15 protein-coding genes are annotated in these 22,762 nt (G+C 60.9%); 4 read left to right on the top strand and 11 right to left on the bottom strand.

The annotated features are described in order from the left end of the window. Positions 1-16 precede the first annotated feature (16 nt). Complete coding sequence (gene xdhB / locus HNR46_RS08555) at positions 17-3,709, top strand: xanthine dehydrogenase molybdopterin binding subunit (RefSeq protein WP_184017780.1); 3,693 nt, start codon at positions 17-19, stop codon at positions 3,707-3,709. A 36-nt stretch (positions 3,710-3,745) separates the two neighbouring features. Continuing rightward, positions 3,746-4,813 (top strand): STING domain-containing protein, encoded by a 1,068-nt coding sequence (locus HNR46_RS08550; RefSeq protein ID WP_184017778.1) that lies wholly within the window; start codon positions 3,746-3,748, stop codon positions 4,811-4,813. Between the two features lie 9 nt (positions 4,814-4,822). On the opposite strand, the gene HNR46_RS08545 is transcribed toward HNR46_RS08550, so the two are convergent. From HNR46_RS08545 to HNR46_RS08525, 5 genes are read right to left on the bottom strand one after another with little or no spacing between them, the layout of a single operon-like run. Then, entirely contained in the window at positions 4,823-6,277 is a 1,455-nt protein-coding gene (locus HNR46_RS08545; RefSeq protein ID WP_184017776.1) for an AAA family ATPase, read from the bottom strand. Further along, positions 6,274-7,242 carry a formylglycine-generating enzyme family protein gene (locus tag HNR46_RS08540; RefSeq protein ID WP_221285081.1) on the bottom strand — a complete coding sequence of 323 codons (969 nt, stop codon included), beginning with the start codon at positions 7,240-7,242 and terminating at the stop codon, positions 6,274-6,276. The genes HNR46_RS08545 and HNR46_RS08540 overlap by 4 nt, the downstream gene beginning before the upstream one ends. Next, positions 7,243-10,443: a hypothetical protein gene (locus HNR46_RS08535; RefSeq protein ID WP_184017772.1), complete on the bottom strand. Its 3,201-nt coding sequence runs from the start codon at positions 10,441-10,443 to the stop codon at positions 7,243-7,245. A gap of 22 nt (positions 10,444-10,465) precedes the next feature. After that, positions 10,466-11,509 carry a formylglycine-generating enzyme family protein gene (locus tag HNR46_RS08530; protein WP_184017770.1) on the bottom strand — a complete coding sequence of 348 codons (1,044 nt, stop codon included), beginning with the start codon at positions 11,507-11,509 and terminating at the stop codon, positions 10,466-10,468. Positions 11,510-11,529: 20 nt separating this feature from the next. After that, complete coding sequence (locus tag HNR46_RS08525) at positions 11,530-13,902, bottom strand: hypothetical protein (RefSeq protein WP_184017768.1); 2,373 nt, start codon at positions 13,900-13,902, stop codon at positions 11,530-11,532. 138 nt (positions 13,903-14,040) lie between these two features. On the opposite strand from HNR46_RS08525, the gene HNR46_RS08520 reads away from it, so the two are divergent. Then, positions 14,041-14,412 (top strand): hypothetical protein, encoded by a 372-nt coding sequence (locus tag HNR46_RS08520; RefSeq protein ID WP_184017766.1) that lies wholly within the window; start codon positions 14,041-14,043, stop codon positions 14,410-14,412. 3 nt (positions 14,413-14,415) lie between these two features. Here HNR46_RS08520 and pncA read toward each other — a convergent pair whose 3' ends face one another. From pncA to HNR46_RS08495, 5 genes are all read right to left on the bottom strand, one after another. Beyond that, entirely contained in the window at positions 14,416-15,015 is a 600-nt protein-coding gene (pncA, locus tag HNR46_RS08515) for a bifunctional nicotinamidase/pyrazinamidase (RefSeq protein WP_184017764.1), read from the bottom strand. Beyond that, on the bottom strand, positions 15,012-15,503 hold the full coding sequence (locus HNR46_RS21370; RefSeq protein ID WP_184017963.1) for an O-acetyl-ADP-ribose deacetylase: 492 nt from the start codon (positions 15,501-15,503) through the stop codon (positions 15,012-15,014). Before HNR46_RS21370 ends, pncA begins: the two co-directional genes overlap by 4 nt. Positions 15,504-15,871: 368 nt before the next feature. Beyond that, on the bottom strand, positions 15,872-16,417 hold the full coding sequence (locus HNR46_RS08505; RefSeq protein WP_184017762.1) for an RNA 2'-phosphotransferase: 546 nt from the start codon (positions 16,415-16,417) through the stop codon (positions 15,872-15,874). Positions 16,418-16,435: 18 nt separating this feature from the next. Next, entirely contained in the window at positions 16,436-18,391 is a 1,956-nt protein-coding gene (gene nadE, locus HNR46_RS08500) for an NAD(+) synthase (protein WP_184017760.1), read from the bottom strand. 14 nt (positions 18,392-18,405) lie between these two features. Then, positions 18,406-19,833 (bottom strand): nicotinate phosphoribosyltransferase, encoded by a 1,428-nt coding sequence (locus HNR46_RS08495; RefSeq protein WP_184017758.1) that lies wholly within the window; start codon positions 19,831-19,833, stop codon positions 18,406-18,408. A gap of 152 nt (positions 19,834-19,985) precedes the next feature. Between HNR46_RS08495 and HNR46_RS08490 the strand changes: the two genes are divergently transcribed. Further along, complete coding sequence (locus HNR46_RS08490) at positions 19,986-21,311, top strand: aspartate aminotransferase family protein (RefSeq protein ID WP_184017756.1); 1,326 nt, start codon at positions 19,986-19,988, stop codon at positions 21,309-21,311. A 13-nt stretch (positions 21,312-21,324) separates the two neighbouring features. On the opposite strand, the gene hydA is transcribed toward HNR46_RS08490, so the two are convergent. Next, positions 21,325-22,758 (bottom strand): dihydropyrimidinase, encoded by a 1,434-nt coding sequence (gene hydA / locus HNR46_RS08485; RefSeq protein ID WP_184017754.1) that lies wholly within the window; start codon positions 22,756-22,758, stop codon positions 21,325-21,327. Positions 22,759-22,762: the final 4 nt, after the last annotated feature.

Genomic DNA, 22,762 nt, shown 5'->3' with positions numbered 1-22,762 from the left:
TCCGCCCTTCTCTTCCGTGCCCACCCTCACCATCAATCGCCGCGCCTTCGATCTCGCCGGTCTTCCGCCCCACCGGAGCGTTCTCGATTTCCTCCGCGATCACCATCTCACCGGCACCAAATGCGGCTGCAACGAAGGCGACTGCGGCGCATGCACCATCCTTCTCCTCGAAGTCGATCGACCCCCGCGCGCCATCAACGCCTGCATCACCCCCGTCCTCTCCCTCTCCGGTCGCGAAATTGTCACCTCCGAGGGCCTAGCAGACTCCCATCGCCTCCATCCTGCCCAACAGGCAATGGTCGACCACCACGGGTCCCAGTGCGGCTACTGTACCCCTGGTTTCATCTGCTCGATGGTCGAAGCCGCCGACCGGGGCATCACCTCCGACCCCGCCAAGCTCGCCGACCAACTCTGCGGCAATCTTTGTCGTTGCACCGGCTACCGCCCCATCCAGCACGCCGCCGCCAATCTCCCCCCGTCTTCGCTTCGCGAGCACGCTTGCTGCGCTCCGAACTCGGCGGACCTGGGCACACCCAACTTCCATGTCCCCACCACTCTGGCAGAGGCCCTTTCGCTCAAAGCCAACTTCCCCGATGCCCTCTTTGTCGCCGGAGCCACGGAACTCGCCGTACTTTTCAACAAGCGTGCCCTCCGCCCCGCCGCCCTCATCTCGCTCGAAAACATCGCCGAACTGAAGCGCATCGAAACTTCCGACTCCCATTGGCATGTCGGTGCCGGAGCTCCACTCACCGACGTCGAAGATGCCCTCGCCAACGAGTTTCCCATCCTCACCGAACTCTGGCCCCAATTCGCCTCCCGGCAAATCCGCCACCGCGCGACCCTCGGTGGCAATCTCGCCACCGCTTCGCCCATTGGCGACACCGCGCCCGCCTTGCTCGCACTCGACGCCTCCCTCACCCTCGTGTCGCGCAACGGCTCCCGCACGCTTCCGCTCAGTGACTTCTTCGTCGCTTACCGGAAAACCCAGCTTCAGGACGGCGAACTCATCCTCTCCATCAACATCCCCCGGCGGCAACTCGGCACCGCTCACTTCTTCAAGGTCGCACGCCGCCGCGAACTCGACATTTCCATCGTTTCCGCCGCCATCCGCATCGCCCAGGACGGAAACGGCCGCATCACCGATGCCCGCCTTGCCTTTGGCGGTGTCGCCCCCACCCCAATCCGCGCCCGCAAAACCGAATCCGCCCTGCTCGGACTCTCCGAATCCGCGGCGCGATCCGAAAACATTCTCTCTCTGCTCGCCACCGAGTTCGCCCCAATCTCCGACGCCCGCGCCTCCGCCACCTACCGCCACCAGCTGATCCGCGATCTCTACCTCAAATTCACGTGCGCCACCGGCACCGGCACCGGCCCCCCTCCCCGCCCGCACCCGGCAACCCCGTCGGCCCGATCGCTCGGCACTCCGCATGAAAGTGCGGTGAAACACGTCACCGGCTCCGCACTCTACACCCAAGACATCGCCCTGCGCCGCCGTACCCTCCACCTCCACGGCGTCCGCTCGACCGTCGCCTGCGGCGTCCTCGAGTCCATCGATCTCTCCCTCGCCCACCAAGCCCCCGGCGTCGTCACCATCCTCACCGCCACAGACATCCCCGGCAGCAACAACACTGGCTGTGCCAGCCACGACGAACCCCTGTTCGCTCACCACGGAATCGACTTCCACGGCCAGCTCATTGCTGCCGTCATCGCCGAAACTCCCGAACAGGCCCGTCACGCCGCCTCGCTGATCACGCCGAAATTCACCGCCCTTCCACCCATCCTTGGCATCCCCGCTGCAATCGAAGCCGGATCCTTTCACACCACCCCACACACCCTCGCCCGTGGCGATGTCGACGACGCCCTCGCCCACTCCGAATGCCGCCTCGATGGCCGCTTCGAAATCGGCGGCCAGGAGCAATTCTACCTCGAAACCCAGGCGGCCCTCGCAGAACCCGATGGCGAAGGCGGCATCCACATCACCTCCTCCACCCAGCATCCCAGCGAGACTCAGACCATCGTCGCTGAAGTTCTTGGCCTGTCCCGGCACCAAGTCGTCGTCGAGTGCCCGCGCATGGGTGGCGGCTTTGGCGGCAAAGAATCCCAGGCCAACCCCGTCGCCGCCCTGTGCGCCCTCGCCGCCATGAAAACCGGATATGCCGTGTCCCTCCAGCTCGACCGCGATGAGGACATGACCACCACCGGCAAACGCCACCCTTTCCTCGCCGAGTACCGCGTCGGCTTCAACGCCACTGGCCGGCTCCTCGCCGCCGACGTGCAGCTCTATTCCGATGGCGGCTGGTCGCTCGACCTCTCCCTTCCCGTCAACGACCGCGCCCTGTTCCACCTCGACAATGCCTACTTCATCCCGCACGTCCGCTTTCGCGGCCAGGTCTGCAAAACCCACGTCACCAGCCACACCGCCTTCCGCGGCTTCGGTGGCCCCCAGGGGATGCTCGTCATCGAGGAAATCCTCGCCCGCATCGCTGAAAAGACCGGACTCCCCGCTGAAGAAGTCCGCCGGAAAAATCTCTACCACGGCAGCGGCGAGACCAATACCACCCACTACGGCGAGGACCTCGGCGACAACCGACTCGACCGCATCTGGACCGAACTCCTGGATTCATCGGAGTTCACCGCGCGGAGAGCGACCATCGATACTTTCAATGCCGGCAGCCCTCACCTCAAACGAGGTCTCGCCATCACCCCGGTCAAGTTCGGCATCAGCTTCACGTTGAAACACTACAATCAAGCCGGCGCGCTCGTCCTCATCTATGCCGACGGCTCGGTTCAAGTGAACCACGGCGGCACCGAAATGGGCCAGGGCCTCCACACCAAAATCCTTAGCGTCGCCTGCCGCGAACTCACCCTGCCCGCCGATCGCATCCGCATGATGCACACCCGCACCGACAAGGTGCCAAACACCTCCGCCACCGCCGCCAGCAGCGGCTCCGACCTCAACGGCATGGCCGTTGCCGACGCCTGCCGGACCCTGCGCCAACGCCTCACCGGCGTCGCCGCCGGCAACCTCGGCGTCGCCCCCGAGGACCTCACGCTCACCAACGGCAACTTCCGTACTTCTTCAGGCGAATCCCTCACTTTCGCCGAAACGGCCGCGCTCGCCTACATGCAGCGGGTCCAGCTTTCCGCCACCGGCTACTACAAGACCCCCGGCCTCCAGTGGGACTGGTCGCAGCCCAATCCCAAGGGCCGCCCGTTCCACTACTTCGCCTTCGGTGCCGCCGTCACCGAAGTCGAAATCGACGGCTTCACCGGCATCCACCGCATCCTGCGCACCGACATCCTCCACGACGTCGGGGATTCGCTGAATCCCGCCACCGATCTTGGGCAGATCGAAGGCGGCTTCGTCCAAGGGGCCGGCTGGCTCACCAGCGAGGAGCTAAAGTGGGACGAGCACGGCCACCTCCTCACCCACAGCGCCAGCACCTACGCCATCCCCGCTTGGTCCGATGCCCCCGCCGACTTCCGCGTTTCACTCCTCACCGACGCGACCCAGGACCACACCATCCATGGTTCCAAAGCCGTTGGCGAACCCCCCCTCATGCTCGCCATCTCCGTCCGCGAAGCCCTTCGCGATGCCATCCACGCCTTCGGCAATACCGAGACCCTGCTTTCATCTCCCCTCACCGGCGAGGTCATCAAACAGGCCATCGGCCTCTTGGAGGTGGGACGCCCCCGTCCCACAACCTAGCAATCTCAGCCCATTTTTCCCCACTACCACTCCAACATGGATCGATACGAACTCCGACCCGACCTCAGTGGCGTCGTCTTCAGTTCCGGGGCAAACTACCCCATCGCCGAAGCGCTGGCCGAACTCCTTGGCAAGCACTTCCCCATCGTCCCCTACCGCAGCTTTTTCGACCGCGAGGGAGAAACGATCCTGACCACTTTCCTACGCAAGCTCCTCACCATCGACGTCGCCGTCCTCGTTCTCGGCGCAGACGACGTTCAACTCCAAACCCTCGTCGACGGCTCCAGCCGCGAAATCCGAGTCCCTCGCGACAATGTCGTTTTCGAACTCGGTGCCACCATGGCCCGGCTCGGCACCAAGAAGGTGTTCATGCTCGTTCCTTCCGAGTTGAACGTCCGCGTCCCCTCCTACATGCGCCACAGCAAGCTCTTCTCCTACGACCCGGCTCCTGCCATGCCGTGGGAGGAAGCACTCCAACCGATCGCAAACGAGATCATCGCCCAGCTCTCCAATCTCGGCGAAGACCTCTTCCACTCCGACCTTCCGGCCCTGGGTCTCGTTCAGAGCTACTTCTACAACTTCGTCAACCCGGTCCACGAGAAGCTGGATGAAGAGCAGTCGATTCGTTTTGAGGACGACTCAGCCCATCCATGGAAGAAGGAGTCGGGCTACACTCTCACCATCGTCGTTCCCAACCATCTGATGAACCGCAAGCAGGTGGATGAATACTGCAAGCAGACTCTCCACACCTCGAATGTCCACGTCCGAATCCGCGACGGTAGGGACATCAGCGTTTATGCTCTTCCAAGGACAGGGGCGAACTCACCCCTGCACATGATCGACATCCCCACCACGCTCCTCACCTCGGATGAGGTCATCACCCGCGTGGACGATTTCTGGCGGACTCAGGACGAAACCCGCCAGTTGGAAGCCAACGTGGAATTCCGGCAGCAACTCGCCCGCCGGGAGATCGCCACCTTCTATCGCCGCATGACCGCGATTCTTTCCGAAAAGGGCATCACCACCTCGACCATCGAACTCAATTCCATCCGGGTGATTCGAATGGAAGAGCTGGACAGCTATCTCCCTACCCTCGGAGATTGATTCAATGCCTCAGCTCTTCGGCTCCTTCTTCTCTCCAGCCTCCTTCAGTCGCCGGTAGTCGAGAAAATGCAGGTTCGCCTGGATGTTGTCGGTGTTGGAATACACGTAGCTCAGAAAAAACTCCTCGATCGCCGCGTCGCGCTTTTTCAGCTCCTCGCACAGCCGTAGGATCAGCGCCGGGCGGTGGCGGTTCTCGTTTTCAAAGGTCTCCCACCACTTGCGCGCGCTGCCGGTCGTTTCTCCCCATCCGAGCCTCGCCTTGATCTCTTCCACCCGGTTCCAGATCGCCTCTTCGGTCCAACCGGAGACGTCGGTCAGGCCGTCCGCCGCGGCGTGCCGCAGCACCGGGCGCGGCCTCGGCGGCAGGCCCCGCAGGCTTTCCCGGCGCAGATCCTCATCGATCGGCTCGAAGATCCGCTCGCCCTTCACCAGCGTCGGCTCGCCTTGGCCCAGCGCGGCGGCGCTGTCGATCTCCACCCGCGTGACGCCGTCGCGGGCCAGCTCCGGCCAGCGGTAGTCCACGCCGTCCACCGCCTTGCCGATCAGCCGGTGCAATCCGCGCGCACCGGTTCCCAGCTCCTGCGCCTCGCGGGCGATCGCATCCAGCGCGTCGTCGGTGAGGACCAGCTCGATGCCATGGGCGCGGGCCAGCTTGCGCTGGCGGCTCAGCGGCGATTGCTCGGTCTCGGCACCCGCGATGGCACGCAGGTCGTCGAGGCTCAGCTCGTGCAGCACGCTGACCGTGGCGAAGCGACCGATGAATTCCGGGATCATCCCGAACTTCACCAAGTCCGCCGTCTGCGCTTCCCCCAGCAGCTCCCGGGTTTCCGCGTCCTTCCCGCCCATGGCATGGAAGCCCATCGTCCCCTTCCCCCGACCGAGGCGCGCTTTGACGATTTCCTCAAGCCCGACAAAGGCCCCGGTGCAGACGAAAAGCAGCTTGCCGGTATCCACTCCGGCGTGGCGGGAGGTTTCCTCACCATCGGACATCCGGCCGTCCAGCAGGGTGAGCAACGCGTTCTGGACCCCCTCGCCACTGACGTCCCGGCCACCGGTTTCGCCACGGCGGATCTTGTCGATCTCATCGAGGAAAACGATGCCCTTCTCCGCCTTCCGAGCATCGCCCCCGGCGCGGTCGAGCAGCGCCCGCACCACGCTTTCCACGCTGCTGCCCTTGTAGCCGGCCTCCACCAGCGAGGTCGCGCTGGAAAAGCCCACCGGCACGCCGAGGAAATCGCCGAGGGTCCGGACCAGATAGGATTTCCCCACACCCGTCGGGCCGATCATGAGGAGGTGATGGCGGCCGAGATCCTCGCCGTCCCGCTCGCGCAGGGCCCGGGCGAGGTAGTGGTTGTAAACCGCCACCGCCAGATCCCGCTTCGCCAGCGTTTGGCCGCGCACGTAGCTGTCGAGATGCGCGGTCATCTCTGCAGGCGTCGGCAGTTCGTTCGAGGGGTGGTTCATGCGTCAGAATTTTCGCCGCTGCGCGGCGGGAAGTTCGTATTCAGATCCGCTCCGTCCACCCCTTCCGCCACGGCTGCGTCGTCCCTCCTTGCCTTGGCTCCAGTCGCGGACTCCGCTCTGGCCTCCGGCCCCTGTTTCACTGGACCGGGGAACACACACAGGCGGAAGCCGATGAGCCTGTGGCGGAGGCCGGGCCAGCGCCTGAAGCGATACGCCGAGCGGCACCCCCAGGCCGTGAAGTCCCAGGAGCCGCCGCGCAGCACGCGAGGGCGGTGGTCATCCTTGCGCCGTGGTCCGCAAGCCGGCCAAGGCATCACCGCCCCGGGCACCACCATCCGGTAGGCATCGTCCTCATCAACATCCGCGCACCACTCCCATACATTGCCATGCATGTCATGCAGGCCGAAGGCATTGGGACGCCGCTTACCCGCAACCACGTGCGTGCCACCCTTGACCCATTCCTCGCCATGCCATCCCACCTCCACCAAGGCAGCCTCCCCATCACCACTCCAATACTCCGTCTGCGTCCGCGCCCGGCAGGCGTATTCCCACATCGCTTCACTGGGCAAACCCACCCCATGCACGCGAGGCAGCCGATCGAGAGCCTCCATCCGTTTCCGCAATTCCACCGCCACCGCCATTGCATCATCCCAACTCACCTGCTCCACCGGCCGCCGTGCCGAATCCTCGAGATTCTCGAAATAACTTGGATTCGGGTCCAACCCTGCCCAGCCCGCCATCACCCCATACTGCTCCAGCGTCACCGGTGTCTCCCCCATCCAGAACTCCCCGACGAAGACTTCCGTCACCGGCTCTTCGTTCGCCTCCCCACCCCGCTGCCCCATGCGGAAGCTCCCCGCCGGGATGTGCCGGAAGGTCAAGGTGACGCCATCGTCCAGGGGAACAATGATCGGGGGCTTTCTTTGTTGTCCCACAGCCAAACGACTTAAGTGTTCCATTTGCATTCAGCACCCGGGGCCTTTCCGGTTCGAATGCGTGGTTTCCAATCCCTTCTTCACGTGATCGAGAACTTCCGAAAAATCCCAGCCGCCACCAGGCAAGCTCAAAGCATGCGCGTATGTCCCGAGATTTCCACGGCGCGCTTGAAAGACCGCGAGATTACTCACCGCAGTCTTGAAGTGCAGGCTCATATCCTGCAAAGGTTTGAACTCCACTTGGCCATCAGAGCCTTCAGCAACGTATTGGCGCCAAAAGTGATCCTCGAGTGCAAGGAACCGCGTCTTGGCGACCCTGTGGATCGTTCTTGAATTGACGATCTCACCAGGAGAATAGATCACCACCGTTTGCGCCGGAACTCGCTTGCCACTCGCCATCGCCTTGACAGCATCCGCCAGCTCCCACGCACAATAAAATTTGGAATTGTCCTCAGATAGGTAGTGATCCGAGAGGATGAGAACAATCACCGGAGGAAGTGACAGGCTCTTCATGAAGTTCATCAACTCCGCCCGGTCGCCCGAGCGGCATTGATCGTCGCGATACCAAGCAGTCCTAAGACCCTTGGCTTTCAGGAAACCAACGAGCGCTTCGGCAAGCGACGCGTCCGCGCCCGCACTCGATACTGCCACTTGAAAGTCCCCACCTTCCAGCTTCCGATAGAAACTGATGTCCAATTCATCGTGACAATCTCTCGCTCGTTTCAATCTGCGCAAGACCGGAACCGGACAGGCATCACCGGCCAACGCTTCCTCAAGGAGGCCTGCATAGGCCTCGATGACATCGCTGTCAGCGCAAATCCGGGCGTTCAGGCGCCCTGAGAAGCCGTCTTTCTCCTCCTCTTCCCATTTCAACTGAATGAACCAGTCCGGATTGAGTTCATCGTTGGTTGCGAACATTCCGTTGCGGAACCAGATGACGTTTTTCCCGAATCGAGTGCTGAGGTAACCGCTGAGGGCGCGGTAGTCGAATTCCGAAATCTTCGGTTCCTCGAATCGGAAGTCCTCTCGCATCAGGGTCCGCGTGCCCGGTCGCCTTACATACTCGGCCACTGCGGAAATCCGGGCTTCGACCGCAGCGAATTCAGGCAGGAGCCACTTCTCTGTAGCAACGTACAATGCTCCGCCCAAGCGCACCTCTCCGTCCCCTGCAATTCTCGCGATCACCCGACACTCCTCCATGTAGCGCAGGATCATCTCACGCTGCAGCCCATCGGGTAGCCGCTGCCAGGTTTTCGTGACCTCCAGCGCGGCCAACTGGAACCATCCTCCGTTCTCTTTGATCACCCTTGTGAGAGGCGATCTTGGGGAAAGCAGCGAATAAAGGATCCTGCTGCCCCAGTATTGATCGATCAGAATTGCCTCCTCGCCATTCCCCCGGACCCTGAAGATCCTCCCACCATCGTGCAGGTAACGAGTGATCGCTTCGATGTCGTTCGAATCCAGACCCAGGCTGGATGAGGTTTTCGCGTGCGCTTCCTGCACTCTCTTGCCCCAATCCTTGGCGCTGATCAGGAGATGCCGGGGATCCCTGTGCCGGGCCCGCTCCCGCTCGTTCTCTTCGAGCAAACTCCCGACGTAGTCACCGATTTCCCCGAAGAAGCGGGGCTGGACGATTCCCGTCCGCCAAGCTTCCCCTGCGCACTTCTCAGCCAGCCACTTGCGCAGATCCTGATACTCTTGATTCGCCGCGCAGTCGATGTCATCGACGCTATCGAGATGGAAGCACTCGATCCCCTCGCGGGCCGTGTGGCGCCCGAGTCGCGGCTTCCATGGTGCCCTGGCTGCGGTCGATTTGCACCCGGTGCACACCAAGGCAACTTTGGCGTCCTCCCGCATTGAGAAGATATAGTCGAGCCAGTATTCAAGTGTTCTCCGCCGGTTGAAGTCGCGCCATTCCTCCGGCGAAAAACCAACGGTCTCGCCCTCCTTGTCGATCTCCTTCCAATCCGGATCATTTTCATTCCAAACTAGGAGGAACACCGTCCCTTCGCTGGCGAAGATCCGGTGGGTCATGTGATAGAGTTCCTGGCCTCCGAAATCGAGCATCCGAACCGTGGCGGGCATCGTCCCGAATTCATCGCACGGTGGATCGAGGCGGGCTCGTTCCGCTGTCGCATTGAGTTCGTTGGCCTGCTCCGGCTCGAGGAAGACGCGCGTTTGCCAACTGCGGAAAGCGACCTTTTCGGTAAAGGGCTCTCCGACCACCGGTCTGGCGGAATGATTCGCCGCCTGCCAGTCCGAACCCATGCTGTCCCAAACGAGTCGCTTCGCGAGCGTGGTTTTCCCAACCCGGCCATCTCCCATAAGTAGGATTTTGGCGTGGGCGGAAAATCCGATTTCGTCGCCGAACTTCTGCCTACTCCGAAGATTGGCGATAACGTTCTCATCCTTAGCTCCCCGGTCGAGAGGACCGAGCTTCTGACCGAGAAATCCGGTCAAGACGTCACAGCCATGCAGGATCACGTAACGCATGCCCGCAGGCAACTTCGGCAAGTTTTCCAGAGCTTTGCACCCTGAAAGGTTGAGATGATAGAGCCACGGGTAACCCGCGAGACAAGGCAGTTTCCGAAGAGACAAACAGCCTTCGAGCACCAATTTCTTCAGCCTCCGCGGAGGGAACTGCGGGTGCCCTTCTCCATCGGGCGGGTTGGCGTCCTGCTCTGGCAACGTGAGTTCGTCGATTTGGCTGCATCCTTTGGCGCTGAATTCCTCCAAATCCCGGCAGTCCTCCAAGAAGCTGGAGATCCGTTTCGATGAAATGTCCAGGCAGCCGTCCACATGGAACCAGCGCAGACCGGAGATCCCCTGCTTTGGGAGACCCTTGTCCTTGAGTGCCACGCATTCGCCGAGATCGAGGGTTTCGAGCGCGTTCGGGAGTACTGGCAAAAGGGTAAGCCGAGAGCACTTCCTCACATCCAGCACCTTCAGTTTGTCCGGCAACGGGCCGAGTTGTTCCATCGGCAGGCCCCAAAAGTGGAGGTGGGTGAGATTGGGGAAATGGTCCTTGAGGCCGGAGGCGAGGATGGGGAGGACATCGGACCAGTCGTTTTCGTCCATGGCTTCGCCCAATCGGCCGAGGACGAGTTTGACGATGTGTTCCCTCTCGCCGGGTTCGACGGGCCAAGTGGCATTGCGAACGGGGCCGCTTTGCTGCCAGTCTTTGCCGTTTTCTGATCTGAGGGCACGTTGGATTTCGGAAGGGGTGGTCATGAAAATAAAAGGGCTTAGATAGTCAGAAAATTTCGCCGCCGCTGCGCGGCGGGAGGGTGGCGTGGCTCAGGTTCACCGCAGTCGCTTCGTCCCCCGCCTGCGCTTGCTGCACCTCGTCCCTCGGCTCCACTGCTGCGGCTGCGGACTCCGCTGCTCGTGGGCCTCCGGCCGCCGGGTCATCGGAACCGGGGAACACGCAAAGACGGAAGCCGATGCACCAGAGGCGGTAGACGGGCATGAGCCTGTCGCGATACGCCGAGCGGCACATCCCGGCCGTGCTGACCCAGGTGCCGCCGCGCAGCACGCGATCACGGTCGCCTTTCTTCCTCTCTACTTCATTCAGATAGGTCGCGTCGTCTCCCGCATCCGCCTCATCCCCCTCCCTCGCGACCCAGCCATCCGGGCGCTTCCGATACGCCTTCGCATCCCACACATCCGCGCACCATTCCATCACGTTGCCGTGCATGTCATGGAGGCCCCTGGAATTGGCGGGCAGCTCACCCACGGGGTGGGATTTCCCAGTATTGTTATCGGAAAACCAACCGACTTCCTTCAGCGCCGCCGCCCCATCACCGCTCCAGTATTCCGTGTCGGTCCCTGCCCGACAGGCGTATTCCCAATGCGCCTCGGGTGGCAGAGCCGAATGCCAGCCCGCAGGCAAAAGCCCGGAGTGAGTCAACCATCGTGCGATGGCATCCGCATCCTCCCAACTCACGTTTTCGACCGGGTGCAAGTCGCCTTTGTACTCGCTCGGATCGATGCCCAGATTGTGTTCAATGGCGCTGAGGTCCGCCAAACAAGCCATCGCCATCGCGCGATATTGCACCTGCGTGATGGCAAAAGTGCCGAGGTAAAAAGGCTGGGGAATTCTCACTAGGTGAACGGGTTCTTCGTCATGCGGTCCGCCGCGCTGACCCATGCGGAATCCCCCCGCCGGAATGCGGCGGAAGTGGAGGGGGACGACCAGATTCTCTTCGAGTGGCAGATGGATCGTCAGGTCGGAATCCTTCTCCGCCTGGAGCCAGCCGGGCGTGGGATCGTCGGGTTGCCAGATGCGGGGAGTCATGGGAAACAACGTGGGCAGGATCACCCCGCCATGAAGGGCTCCAAAGGACGGGCGCGGTGCTGGATGAGCCACTCAGCGTTCTCATTGAGGGCCTCGCAGCCAATCTGATAGAAGATGTCTTGGATTTCAAAAAGCAGGCGGGCTTCCTCCGCACTGCCTTCATCTGCGGCCTGGTAGCGGGGAATGAGCCGCTCCAGCCGGCGGTCGGCACAGCCAAATAAATCGGCCATGGACCGATACTGGCGGGCTTCCTCGCCAAAAAAGTTCCGCTCCGCCCACGCGATACAGAGTCCGCCGGCCAGCAGCGCGGCACCGGTGAGGATGATCCACCAGTTGTGGCCGTCCGGCCAGACGGTCGTCAACTCGCCGAGGGTGAACGCGATGGGGAAGATGAGGGAGGCGATGACCAGTGCCGCTCCCCAAGTCTGCCAATCGCCGAAGATCCAGCGCAGGAAGCCGGTCCGCCGCTGCGCATCCCCTGGCTCCACCTCATGCGGGCTGCCGCTGTGGCCGCGCTTTTTCCCCAGGAAGAAAAGAAGCAAGCCGCCGATCCATCCCGGCAGAGCACATTTCCAGTAGTGATGGTGCAGATAGTCCGCAAGCGGCGGCGAGAGTTCCACCAGGAGCATGGCGATCATGCAAAGCAGCCCGGCGGTGGTGAAGATCCAGCCCCGCGAATGAAAATGGTGGGCTTTCCTTTCGGACTTCGGCGCCTCGTCGCGGAACCACTCATGCTGCTTCGCGATCCACTCCCGGTGAGCAGACGAAAGGAGCACGACGCGAGCCTCTTTTCGGAGACCCAGCATTCGACGGCGGGCTACCTCGAAGGGAATCGAAAGGGAAGAGACCACGTAGCGAATCCAGTCGAGTTCATCGCGCTGGCGCTGCATGTAATCAGCGGACACGCTGCGCCCGGTGCCCGCAAGCTGCCAGTAGAACTGGACCCGCAACGCCTCGCCTATGGCACGGTAATCGAAGCGGTTCTCCTCCGTCCCGGAAATGCGGTAGCGGTAATAGCGGATTCCGGAAACCAGAAGGCTGACCAGCGCAACCACCAGCAGCCCGCACTGGATGCGCGAACCGGTGTCGTGGGCGAACCACGGCAGAGGCTCCGGCAGATGCGGGTGGCTCAGATGGTGATGCCAGTGCTCGTATGCTCCGAAGGTCAGCGCGGCCACGGCGATCAAGCGCAGCAGATTGAGGAGCATGGAATCGCGTTTTTTCTTTAATCTTGAAGCCTCGTTTGCCGCGCGGCGGCGGACGCAGGCGATCGGATCGAGGCTACTGGCAAAGGCCAACGCTTCTGGAACTTTCGCCACCTCGTCACCGGCCATCTTGAGAAGCTCGCTCTCTTCCTTGGAGTCCTCCGGCAGGCGGTTGAAGCGCTCCTGCCGGACGAGCACCCGTCGGAAACGCTCATCGCCCGCCTTTTGCCAGGCGGGATCATTGTCCGGTCGTTCAGATCTCGAAGCGAGGATGTCATACGGATGCAGGAAGTGCATGGGCCCAGGCTCCGGCAGGGCGGCCGCATTGTCGGGATCAAGGGTGAGGCGTTTGGTGCGCCTAATGGGTAAGACCAAGACCGGGCCATTGTCCGCCCAAGCCACGTTGTTCGAAACCGCAAGGAGTTCGTGGGTCAGGCCCGAGCGCTTGGACTCGACGATCGTCGCGCTTCCGGCTTCGAAGATGTCGTCGGCCTTCGACTGGTCGAGTGCATCGTCGAACACCGCGAGGAGGAGGTCGCTGTGGGCGGCGATGTACTCTCCCGCAGCGCGGTAGCGCAGGCGACGGCGGGGTTTCCCGAAGCAGGGATCGATCGCGGTGAGGTCATCGTGAGCCTCTTCCGGATCGCCCCGCAGGAGATCGTTATCTAGCGCGACCTCGAAAAGCCGGCCTTCGTCGAGGCGGCTGCAAAGCTCTAGGAAGCGCTGCTTTTTCTCCGGAGTGTCGAAGGTGCTCGCCTCAACATAAACGTCGACTGGGAATGGCAGTGGCGCGAGGATTGAAATCTCGGCGTCAGGATGTTGTTCGGCGTAATCGAGAGCAGCTTCGACCACAATCGTGTCGATTCCCGGGGCGAGTGAACTCAGGATTAGGATCGGGGAATGAGTCATCCCAAGCCCCTGCCAGCATGCAGCCTCTCCCGTGTCTCTATGGCCATCACCAGGACGCGCATGTGGCAGGAAACGCCCGGCCATCGGATCCAGCTCCCCTTTCCCGGCGCGGACCCAGTCGAAAACGGCTTGGATGCGCGCTCGCAGCTCAATGATCTGGGGCGAAGCGTCGCAGGTGGCGTGGTCATCGTGATAACCCTCTGGATCCACGTTGCCGGTGACGCCAATGACAAACGGAGGGCGCGGAGTGTGCGAAATCGGTATCGAATAGGGAGACATGGCAGGAGGACTGTTGGAGATCCAAAATGAAAACCAGCATTCAACTAACATAATCCGCCCGTCCTCGCATGTTCAAATCCCCGGTCGGAAGCGATAAACTTCACCGCTCCTTCCATCCGCTTACAGTTGCCCGACGAAATGTGCCATCTTCTTGGGTCTCAATACTGCAATCGCGGGGTCAACCATCTCCTTTTGAAGCTCATCACCGAGCAACTCAAATGGGACGAGCACGGCCACCTTCTCACCCACAGCGCCAGCACCTACGCCATCCCCGCTTGGTCCGATGCCCCCGCCGACTTCCGCGTTTCACTCCTCACCGACGCGACCCAGGACCACACCATCCATGGTTCCAAAGCCGTTGGCGAACCCCCCCTCATGCTCGCCATCTCCGTCCGCGAAGCCCTTCGCGACGCCATCCACGCCTTCGGCAATACAGAGACCCTGCTTTCATCTCCCCTCACCGGCGAGGTCATCAAACAGGCCATCGGTCCGATCCAGCTCGGACGATGACCCTCACTTCAGAATCTCCACTCCCGCAGATTGCATCTCCTCCACGGCTCTTTCCACATCGCCAGGCTCAAGATTCACGCCGCGGCAGGCATCCACGATCAGGCTCGTCCGGAATCCTTCCCGCAAGGCATCGAGCGCCGTGAATTTCACACAGTAGTCGGTCGCCAACCCGCAGACCGCCACTTCATCGACCCCCTGAGCTCTGAGCCAATCCCCCAGGCCGGTGGCATGGCGGCGGCCGTTGTCGTGGAAGCCGCTGTAGCTATCGACCTCGACTCGGGTTCCCTTTGAAAACACCCGGTCGATCCGGTCGACCGCAAGGCCGTCGGCGAACTCCGCCCCTCGGGACTCCTGCACGCAGTGCACCGGCCACAGCACTTGCGGCAACCCATCAAGTTCACCCAACTCGAAAACCTTCCCGCCCGGATGATTCACGGCGAAACTTCCGTGGTCCGGCGGATGCCAATCCCGCGTCGCCACGATGCGGGGAAATGCTTCCATCCATCGATTCACCACCGGCAAGATTTCATTCCCTCCGGGCACCCCCAAGGCCCCGCCGGGCAGGAAGTCGTTTTGCACATCCACCACAATCAATGCCTTCATAACAGTTTCTGGTAAAGTTCGAGGTCAGCCTTCGAGAAACAGCAAAACGTCACCGCCAGGTCGGCCCCCGTCTCCTCCAGGAAATCGCGGCAGGTTTCCACTGCCACCTGAGCTGCGAGATCCGGTGGATATCGATACACCCCCGTGCTGATGCACGGGAAAGCAATGCTTCCCGCGCCCTGGTCCATCGCCAGGCGCAATGAATTTCGATAACAACTCGCCAGTTTCTCCCGCTCGTGAAGGCCTCCGCCATTCCACACGGGCCCAGGAGTGTGAATCACCCAGCGGGCGGGAAGGCGGTAGCCTTGAGTCAGCCGAGCCTCACCAGTCTTGCAGCCACGGAACTTTCGACACTCCTCCACCAACTCGGGTCCGGCTGCCCGGTGAATGGCACCATCCACTCCCCCGCCACCAAGCAAACTCGTATTCGCAGCATTCACAATCGCATCCACCTGCAATCGAGTAATATCTCCCTGAATCGCCTTCATTCGTCTAACTGATTTCCCAGGACAAGCGACCTCCGGAAAGCTTCTGACCACTTCAATGCGTCCGACAATCCGGCGATTGAACTCATCGAGTTCCTCCGCTGGCACCCAAAGTTCCACATGCTCCCTGCCGCCAACGACCTGCACGGGAAACCTCTGAAGATATTCGGATTCTACCTGAAACTGGGTGACAAAACCCGATCCCGAAGACGGCACATTCCAGTCACGAGCAATCTGAACCGCATCGTCCACATTCAACACCGGATAAAAAATCGGCTGATCCGGCAAACGCGGAGGAAAGGCAGTCCATTCACTTTCTTCAATCCGCTTCAACTCGAGTGGCCCCACCGGGCGGTACAAGGTGGTTGTCTTCATGATGATTGAAGAAACTTGGGCGGCACCTCATCCACAAGCCAAACTCCATTGGGCGAGCGATAAAAGGCATACCCTTCCGCCGCCATCTCTTTCGCAAGGACGACCAGGATGACAGGACTCCCCCGCCGCATGGCCACCTGCCGGGCAGTCGATCGATCCTGACTGAGATGCACATGGTGACGCCGACCCCGAATCAGCCCACGCTTGTGGATGCTTTCGAGGAACCGCTCGACAGTGCCATGGTAAAGCCGATCGGGGGGCGACTCTTGGGGAAGTTCCAATTCCACGGAAACCGAATGCCCTTGATTTGCACGAATTCGCTTTCCATCAGCACTTAAGGCAAACCTTTGCTTGTCACTATTTTCTACCAATTGGCGCAGCTGCTCAAAATTCACAACATTTCCACGCTTCGCCAGCGCTTTGAGCAACGCATCGCAGGAGATCCATCCGCTTTCATCCAACTGTAGATCCAGAGTCTCGGGACGATGTCTCAACACCAAACTCAGCAACTTGCTGATTCTTACTTCTTCTTTTGCATTCATCTTCGTTGTTTCTTCAAATCATCCTCCAAGCCCCTCACCACTCAGAATTGGCCATCGACAGAAGGTCTTGGGATCGAGGTTCTCATCATCAAGGTGAAAACAGGGGGCGTAGCGTTCGCGCTTCCATTGATTTCTCCTCCACAGACGGAAGAACGCCTCCACCCACCTTTGTCTCTGCTCTGCCGAAATTTCCGGGAAAGTCACCCCGAGTTCATCGAGCAACCCCTCAGGGTCCTGACGATCGCACAGAAACGCTCGCTCGATGAAATCGAGAACAGGGTAGGGCATCAAATCCACTTCATCGGTTTGGCCGCATCCGGGGGGACGGAGCTCAGCCGTGGGTTCCTGCCGATTGACCAGCGCAAGCTCGGGGATGGCTCGTCGTCTTCCACCGATGACCGGACCAGTAAGCTCCAACCACTTCAACCACTCACGAAGGAAGGCTTTATCGATTCCGGAGATTGGAGCCAATCCACCCGAAGTATCCCCATCCATCGTGGCATAGCCAACCGCGGCCTCACTCCGGTTGCTCGTACTCAGGAGAATCGCACCTCGCAAATTCGCCAGCATCCAGATCCCAGGGGACCTCACCCGAGCCTGCACATTCTGCAATGCCACGTCATGATGCTCCCAGTCGAGGGTTTCACCGACCGCGCTCTCCACCATCGCCACATAGGCCTGCCGAATGGCCTCCACCTCCAGTTCCCGGTGGCAGGACCCAATCGCCGTCGCCACCTCGCGAGCAGCATTCCGGGTCAACTGCCCGCTGTTCTCCGTCGCTTGGTAAGCGGTCAGCAAAAGATCCTCGAAACGGTCCACAGGCAGCTTCTCGCCGATCCTGCCTTCAAGCTCCTCATGAGCCATCTCCCACATCAGTCGCACCAAACAGGCTGCGGCCGAAGAATCCGCACCACCACTCAGCGACACCACATACCCGCGGGCCCCCGATTTCCGAAGATAGTCAAACAGCCCCAAAGCCACAGCCCGGGTGAACTCCTCCATCTTCTCCTCTCCGATCGGCTCCGCTCGACAGACCCTCTCAGGTCCCACTTCCGGCCAAATCCACTCAACTCTCACGCGCCCCCGATCTTCACCGAGTTGAGGAAAATAGCTGGCGCTCTCCGCCATTGCGAGCCGACCCGATCTGAGGTTCACCGTCGCTGTAAGAATCTCCGAATCCTGAAAACCAAAACGTCGACTTTCGGCAAGGATTCGACCCTCTTCAGCAATCATCAACTGCCCATCATAGAGAATCCGTCCCGCCTCGTTGCCGAGGAGGTTAGCATAAACATACACCGCACCAAAGGCTCGCGATCCCTCTTCCACCAGCCGCCGACGTATTTTCGATTTACCGAACGCAAAATGGCTGGCGCTCGGATTCACGATCAACTCGACACCCCTGGCCGCAAGGAGAGCTCCCGGACGCTGAGCCACCCAAGCGTCCTCACAAATCTCCAGTCCCAACCGGACCCCTCCGACCTCGACCACCAAGTTTCCGATCGGAACACCCCCCTCAGGTCCCCGATACTCATCGACCACGCCCACAGGCCATGGCTTGAACCAACGAGGCTCATAGTGGATGCCATCGCCTGCGAGATGTTGCTTCGCCACTAGCGCCTCGATTTCACCGTTCACCAACACCGCCGAGGCATTGAACAACGCCCCTTCGTGACGAATCGGCAATCCCACCACCACGACAAGCCCCTGAGTCCTCGGCTTCAAGTCCTCCAAAGATTGCCAGGCATGCTCGGCGGTGGATGGCAGAAAGAACGCATCTTCACATCCATACCCACACAGACACAGCTCAGGAAGAACCACGATCTGGGCACCCTGCTGTCGAGCGCAGTTCACGGCCTCCCGGATCCGCATCCCGTTCCCTACCCAATCCAAGGGCGTTTGATTCACAGCCACCGCCGCCACCCGAACCCGCTCAGGTTTTCCGCGCAGCCCTCGACCCGTTCGACCATGCCTCATGCTCTCATGAACGTTCATGCTCGCGCCTCCAAGAGAGTTTCCCGATATTGCCACAATCCCCGCTCCAAACCTGCGGGATAACGATGAGGATTCACTGCCCTGCGGACTCCCGGATGGAGTGCAGCCAGTCCCGCTCGGCACCGTTCCCGCGCCTCATCCAATCCTTGAGTGGCCCCCACTCTCCGGCCTCCCCGCCATACCGGCTGAAGGAGATCGAAAGACTCTCCTACCAGCTTCTTACGGCGCACCGGATCCGCGGGATCCACAATCACGGGATCGCCAGTAAAGCCACGATCTTCGTCGTAGATCGCATCTCCCACCCACTCCGAGCGATTCCGAAATCTCCTCACCTGCAGACGCCCCGGAATCGAACTTTTGGCGCTTTGTTCGCTGCGCTTGATCCGTGGCTTCCAGCTTCCATCCGGCTGCCGGAGTGCCGCGAGCTTGTAGACTCCACCCAAAGCGGCCTGATCTCCTCCCGTCACCAGTCGCGTTCCCACTCCCCAGACATCAATCCGAGCCCCCTGCTGGCGCAGACTTTCAATGATGGACTCATCCAAGTCATTGCTCGCCACAATCTTCACCTCCGCGAACCCAGCTTCGTCGAGTAGCATCCGGGCTTGCTGGCTAAGCCAGGCCAAGTCGCCCGAATCCAGTCGAATGCCTCCCAGCTCATGTCCCCTCTCCCTCAACTTCCGTGCAGTGAGGATGGCATTCCGGACACCTTGCAAAGTATCGTAGGTATCCACCAATAGAATCGAGTTGTCCGGCATGGCTTCCGCATAGCGATCAAAGGCTTCGGTCTCCTCATCAAACGACATCACCCACGAGTGGGCATGGGTTCCTCTGACCGGGATCCCATAGCGTTGCCCCGCGAGGACATTCGATGTTCCAGCGCACCCTCCCATCCATGCCGCACGACTCGCCGACAAAGCCCCATCCGGACCTTGCGCCCGGCGATACCCAAACTCGACGACAGGGGCTCCTCCCGCCGCGTCGACCATGCGCGCAGCCTTCGTGGCGACAAGGGTCTGAAAGTTCACCATGTTCAGCAGAGCCGTTTCCACCAACTGAGCATGGAGAATCGGCCCCTGCACCCTCAGCAGCGGTTCATGCGCAAAGACCGGCTCCCCTTCCGCCACGGCGTCGATCGATAGATCAAGCCGCAACTCCGAGAGAAATTTCAGAAATTCCGGCGGAAACATCAACTCCCCTCGTGGCGTTCGCAATTCGCCCAAATAGGCGATGTCATGCTGGGCAAAATGAAAAGTCTCCACCCACTCCAGCACCGATTCCAATCCGGCAGCGATCGCATATCCACCTCCAAATGGCAATTGACGGAAGAACGCATGAAACACGCTTTCCTGATCCGCAGTGCCGGAATGCCAATAGGCCGCCGCCATCGTTAACTGATACAAATCCGTTTGTAATGGCGAGTTCATGATGAGGTCCGATCCAATGTTCGCAGTCCGAAGATCAACCCCGCAGTCGAGGCGACACCGGCTTGTGGTGTATTTTTCACACCTTGTCAAGCTCCACTGAATTTCTCCTCTTTTCGATCCGGCCCAGCTTCTGCTATCACTGACTGATCCCCATGGACCTGCCACCCTGCGATTACATTCCCGAGGCCTATCAGGGCCCCTCGAAGGAAGAACTGCTGGCCCGCCGCAAGGCAGTGCTCAATCCCGGCATCTTCCTGCTCTACAAGGACCCCTTCTATCCTGTCCAAGGGTACATGCAGTACTTGTGGGATGAAACGGGGAAGCGCTACCTCGATGCCTTCGGCGGCATTTGCACCGTGAGCGTCGGCCACTGCCATCCAGAGGTCACGGCAGCCATCACCGCCCAGGCGGGAATGATCCAGCACGCGCCCACCTGCTACCTCCATCCCGCCGTCGTCGAGTTCGCAGAATCCCTCGTATCGACCTTTCCCGATCCGCTCAAGCGAGTGTATTTCGTCAATTCAGGTTCGGAAGCCAACGACCTGGCGATCCTGATGGCGCGGCTTTTCACCGACCACCACGAGGTCATCTCTCTGAGAAATTGCTACCATGGCGGCAATGCGGTCGGCATGTCGCTCACCGGCCATCACACTTGGAAATACCCCGTGCCTCCCATGCCGGGCTTTCAACACGCCAAGGCACCTCACCCGATCTGGGGGCCCATTCGCTACGACACCCCTGGAGCCGGGCGCGACTATGCAGCAGAAATCCAGCAACTCATCCAATTTGGCACCTCCGGCAAGATCGCCGCATTCATTGCCGAGCCCATGCAAGGCGTCGGAGGCACCGTTCCCTACCCAAGCGACTACCTAGAGCACGCCTACGCCCACGTCCGCGCGGCGGGCGGCGTTTGCATCGCCGATGAAGTCCAGACCGGCTTCGGACGCACTGGCACCCACTTCTGGGGTTTCGAGAACTACGGCGTCACTCCCGACATCGTGGTGATGGCAAAATCGATCGGCAACGGCTTCCCGCTCGCGGCTGTGGTCACCACCGATGAGATTGCGGCAAAAATGTCCGAGCGCATCCACTTCAATACCTTTGGCGGCGACCCGCTGGCCATGGTCGCCGGAAAGGCAACCCTCGACGTCATGTTGCGCGACGACACGATGGGGCACTGCAAGCTCATCGGCGACCGCCTCATCACTGGCTTGAAGAGCCTCCAGTCCCGGTTCCCGATCATCGCCGACGTCCGCGGCAGCGGACTGATCCTCGGAGTCGAATTCGTCATCGATCGCCAACCCGCCACCGCCTTCACCGCCGATTTCTTCGAGCGCTGCAAGGACCATGGCCTGATCGTCGGCAAAGGTGGCCTGTTCGGGTCGGTGATCCGCATCAAGCCGCCAATGTGCCTCACTGAAGCCGATGCGGATTTCCTGCTCGGCGTTTTTGCCGAGGTCCTGGCAGAACTTAGCTGAACATCGGGGTCACTCAGAAGTGCGTCGGAATCCGGGCAAGAAATCGCCCGTGCCCGGCCTCACCCACAAACTTTCCCTCGCGCACCATGACTTGCCCCCGCACCGTTACCATGCTGGGGCGCCCGAGAATCTCCATGCCCTCGAAGCCCGAGTAGTCGGTGCGCATCGAGTGCGTTTCGGCGGAGATCACGCCCCGGTATTCGGGATCGTACACGACCACATCGCCATCGCTGCCCGGTGCGATCTCGCCCTTCCTCGGATAGAGACCGAAGATCTTCGCCGCTTCGGTGCTCGCCACTTTCACGAAAGTCGGCAAGTCGATCCGGCCAGTTTTCACCCCCGCAGTGAAAAGCAGGTTCACCCGATCTTCAACACTGGGAATCCCATTGGGGATCAGGGTGAAATTTCCACCTTCTCCACGCGGGGAGAAGTCCGCAGTCACGGCCTTCTCCACGTCGGGATGTCCCATGTGTTTCTGAGTCTCGAAATCGAATGGTGCGTGATCGGTCCCCACCGTGCTGATTGAACCGTCCGCCAACCCTTCCCACAGCGCAAACTGATGAGACTTATCCCGGATCGGGGGGCTCATCACCCACTTCGCACCTTCAAAGTCAGGCCTCTCAGCATACGACTTGTCGAGAACCAGATAGGGAATGACCGTCTCGACCCAGGCCTGCACGCCGCGGGATTTCGCTCCGCGAATGACGTCGAGCGCATCTTTACAGCTCGTATGGACGACGTAGACATGCGCTCCGGTCGCCTCCGCGAAAGTCATCAAGTGATGGCAGCCCTCGGCCTCTACCTGCACCGGGCGGGACGGTTCATGCCACTCCGGACCGGTCTTGCCGTCCGCCACCAGTGCCGCCTGGAGTTTCGCCACGAGCGCAGCATTTTCGCAGTGGGCTGTCACGATCACTCCCAACTCCTTCGCCAGCCTCAACGTTTCGTAGAGCTCGGTATCGTCGATGCCGAACGCTCCTTGATACGCGAGGAAAACTTTGAACGATGCCACCCCCTCTCCGACAATCTCCTCGAGTGCCGAAGCGGTCGCTGAATCAAACCGGGTGACCCCCATATGAAAAGTATAGTCGCAGGACGAAAGTCCCTCCGCCTTGCTCTTCCAAAGATGAAAGGCTTCCAGGGGATCCTCGTCGCGGCCTGGACAGCACATCTCGATCAAGGTCGTTGTGCCTCCCATCAACGCCGCCCGGCTCGCACTCTCGTAGTCGTCCTTGGCGAACGTTCCCATGAACGGCAAATAAATGTGAACGTGAGGATCAATGAACCCAGGAAAGACGTACTTCCCCGTCGCGTCGATGACCTCGACTCCCTCTGGAGCCTCCAAATCGGGGCCCACCGCTTCGATGGTTTCCCCGAGGCACAACACGTCTGCCACGAATTCTCGCTCCGCGGTCACCACCGTTCCATTTTTGATCAGCCAACTCATCGCT

It is taken from the genome of Haloferula luteola (genome assembly GCF_014201715.1).
GTDB lineage: Bacteria > Verrucomicrobiota > Verrucomicrobiia > Verrucomicrobiales > Akkermansiaceae > Haloferula > Haloferula luteola.
Note: the sequence above shows the minus strand (reverse complement) of the source record. Positions and strands in the feature narration are given on the sequence as shown.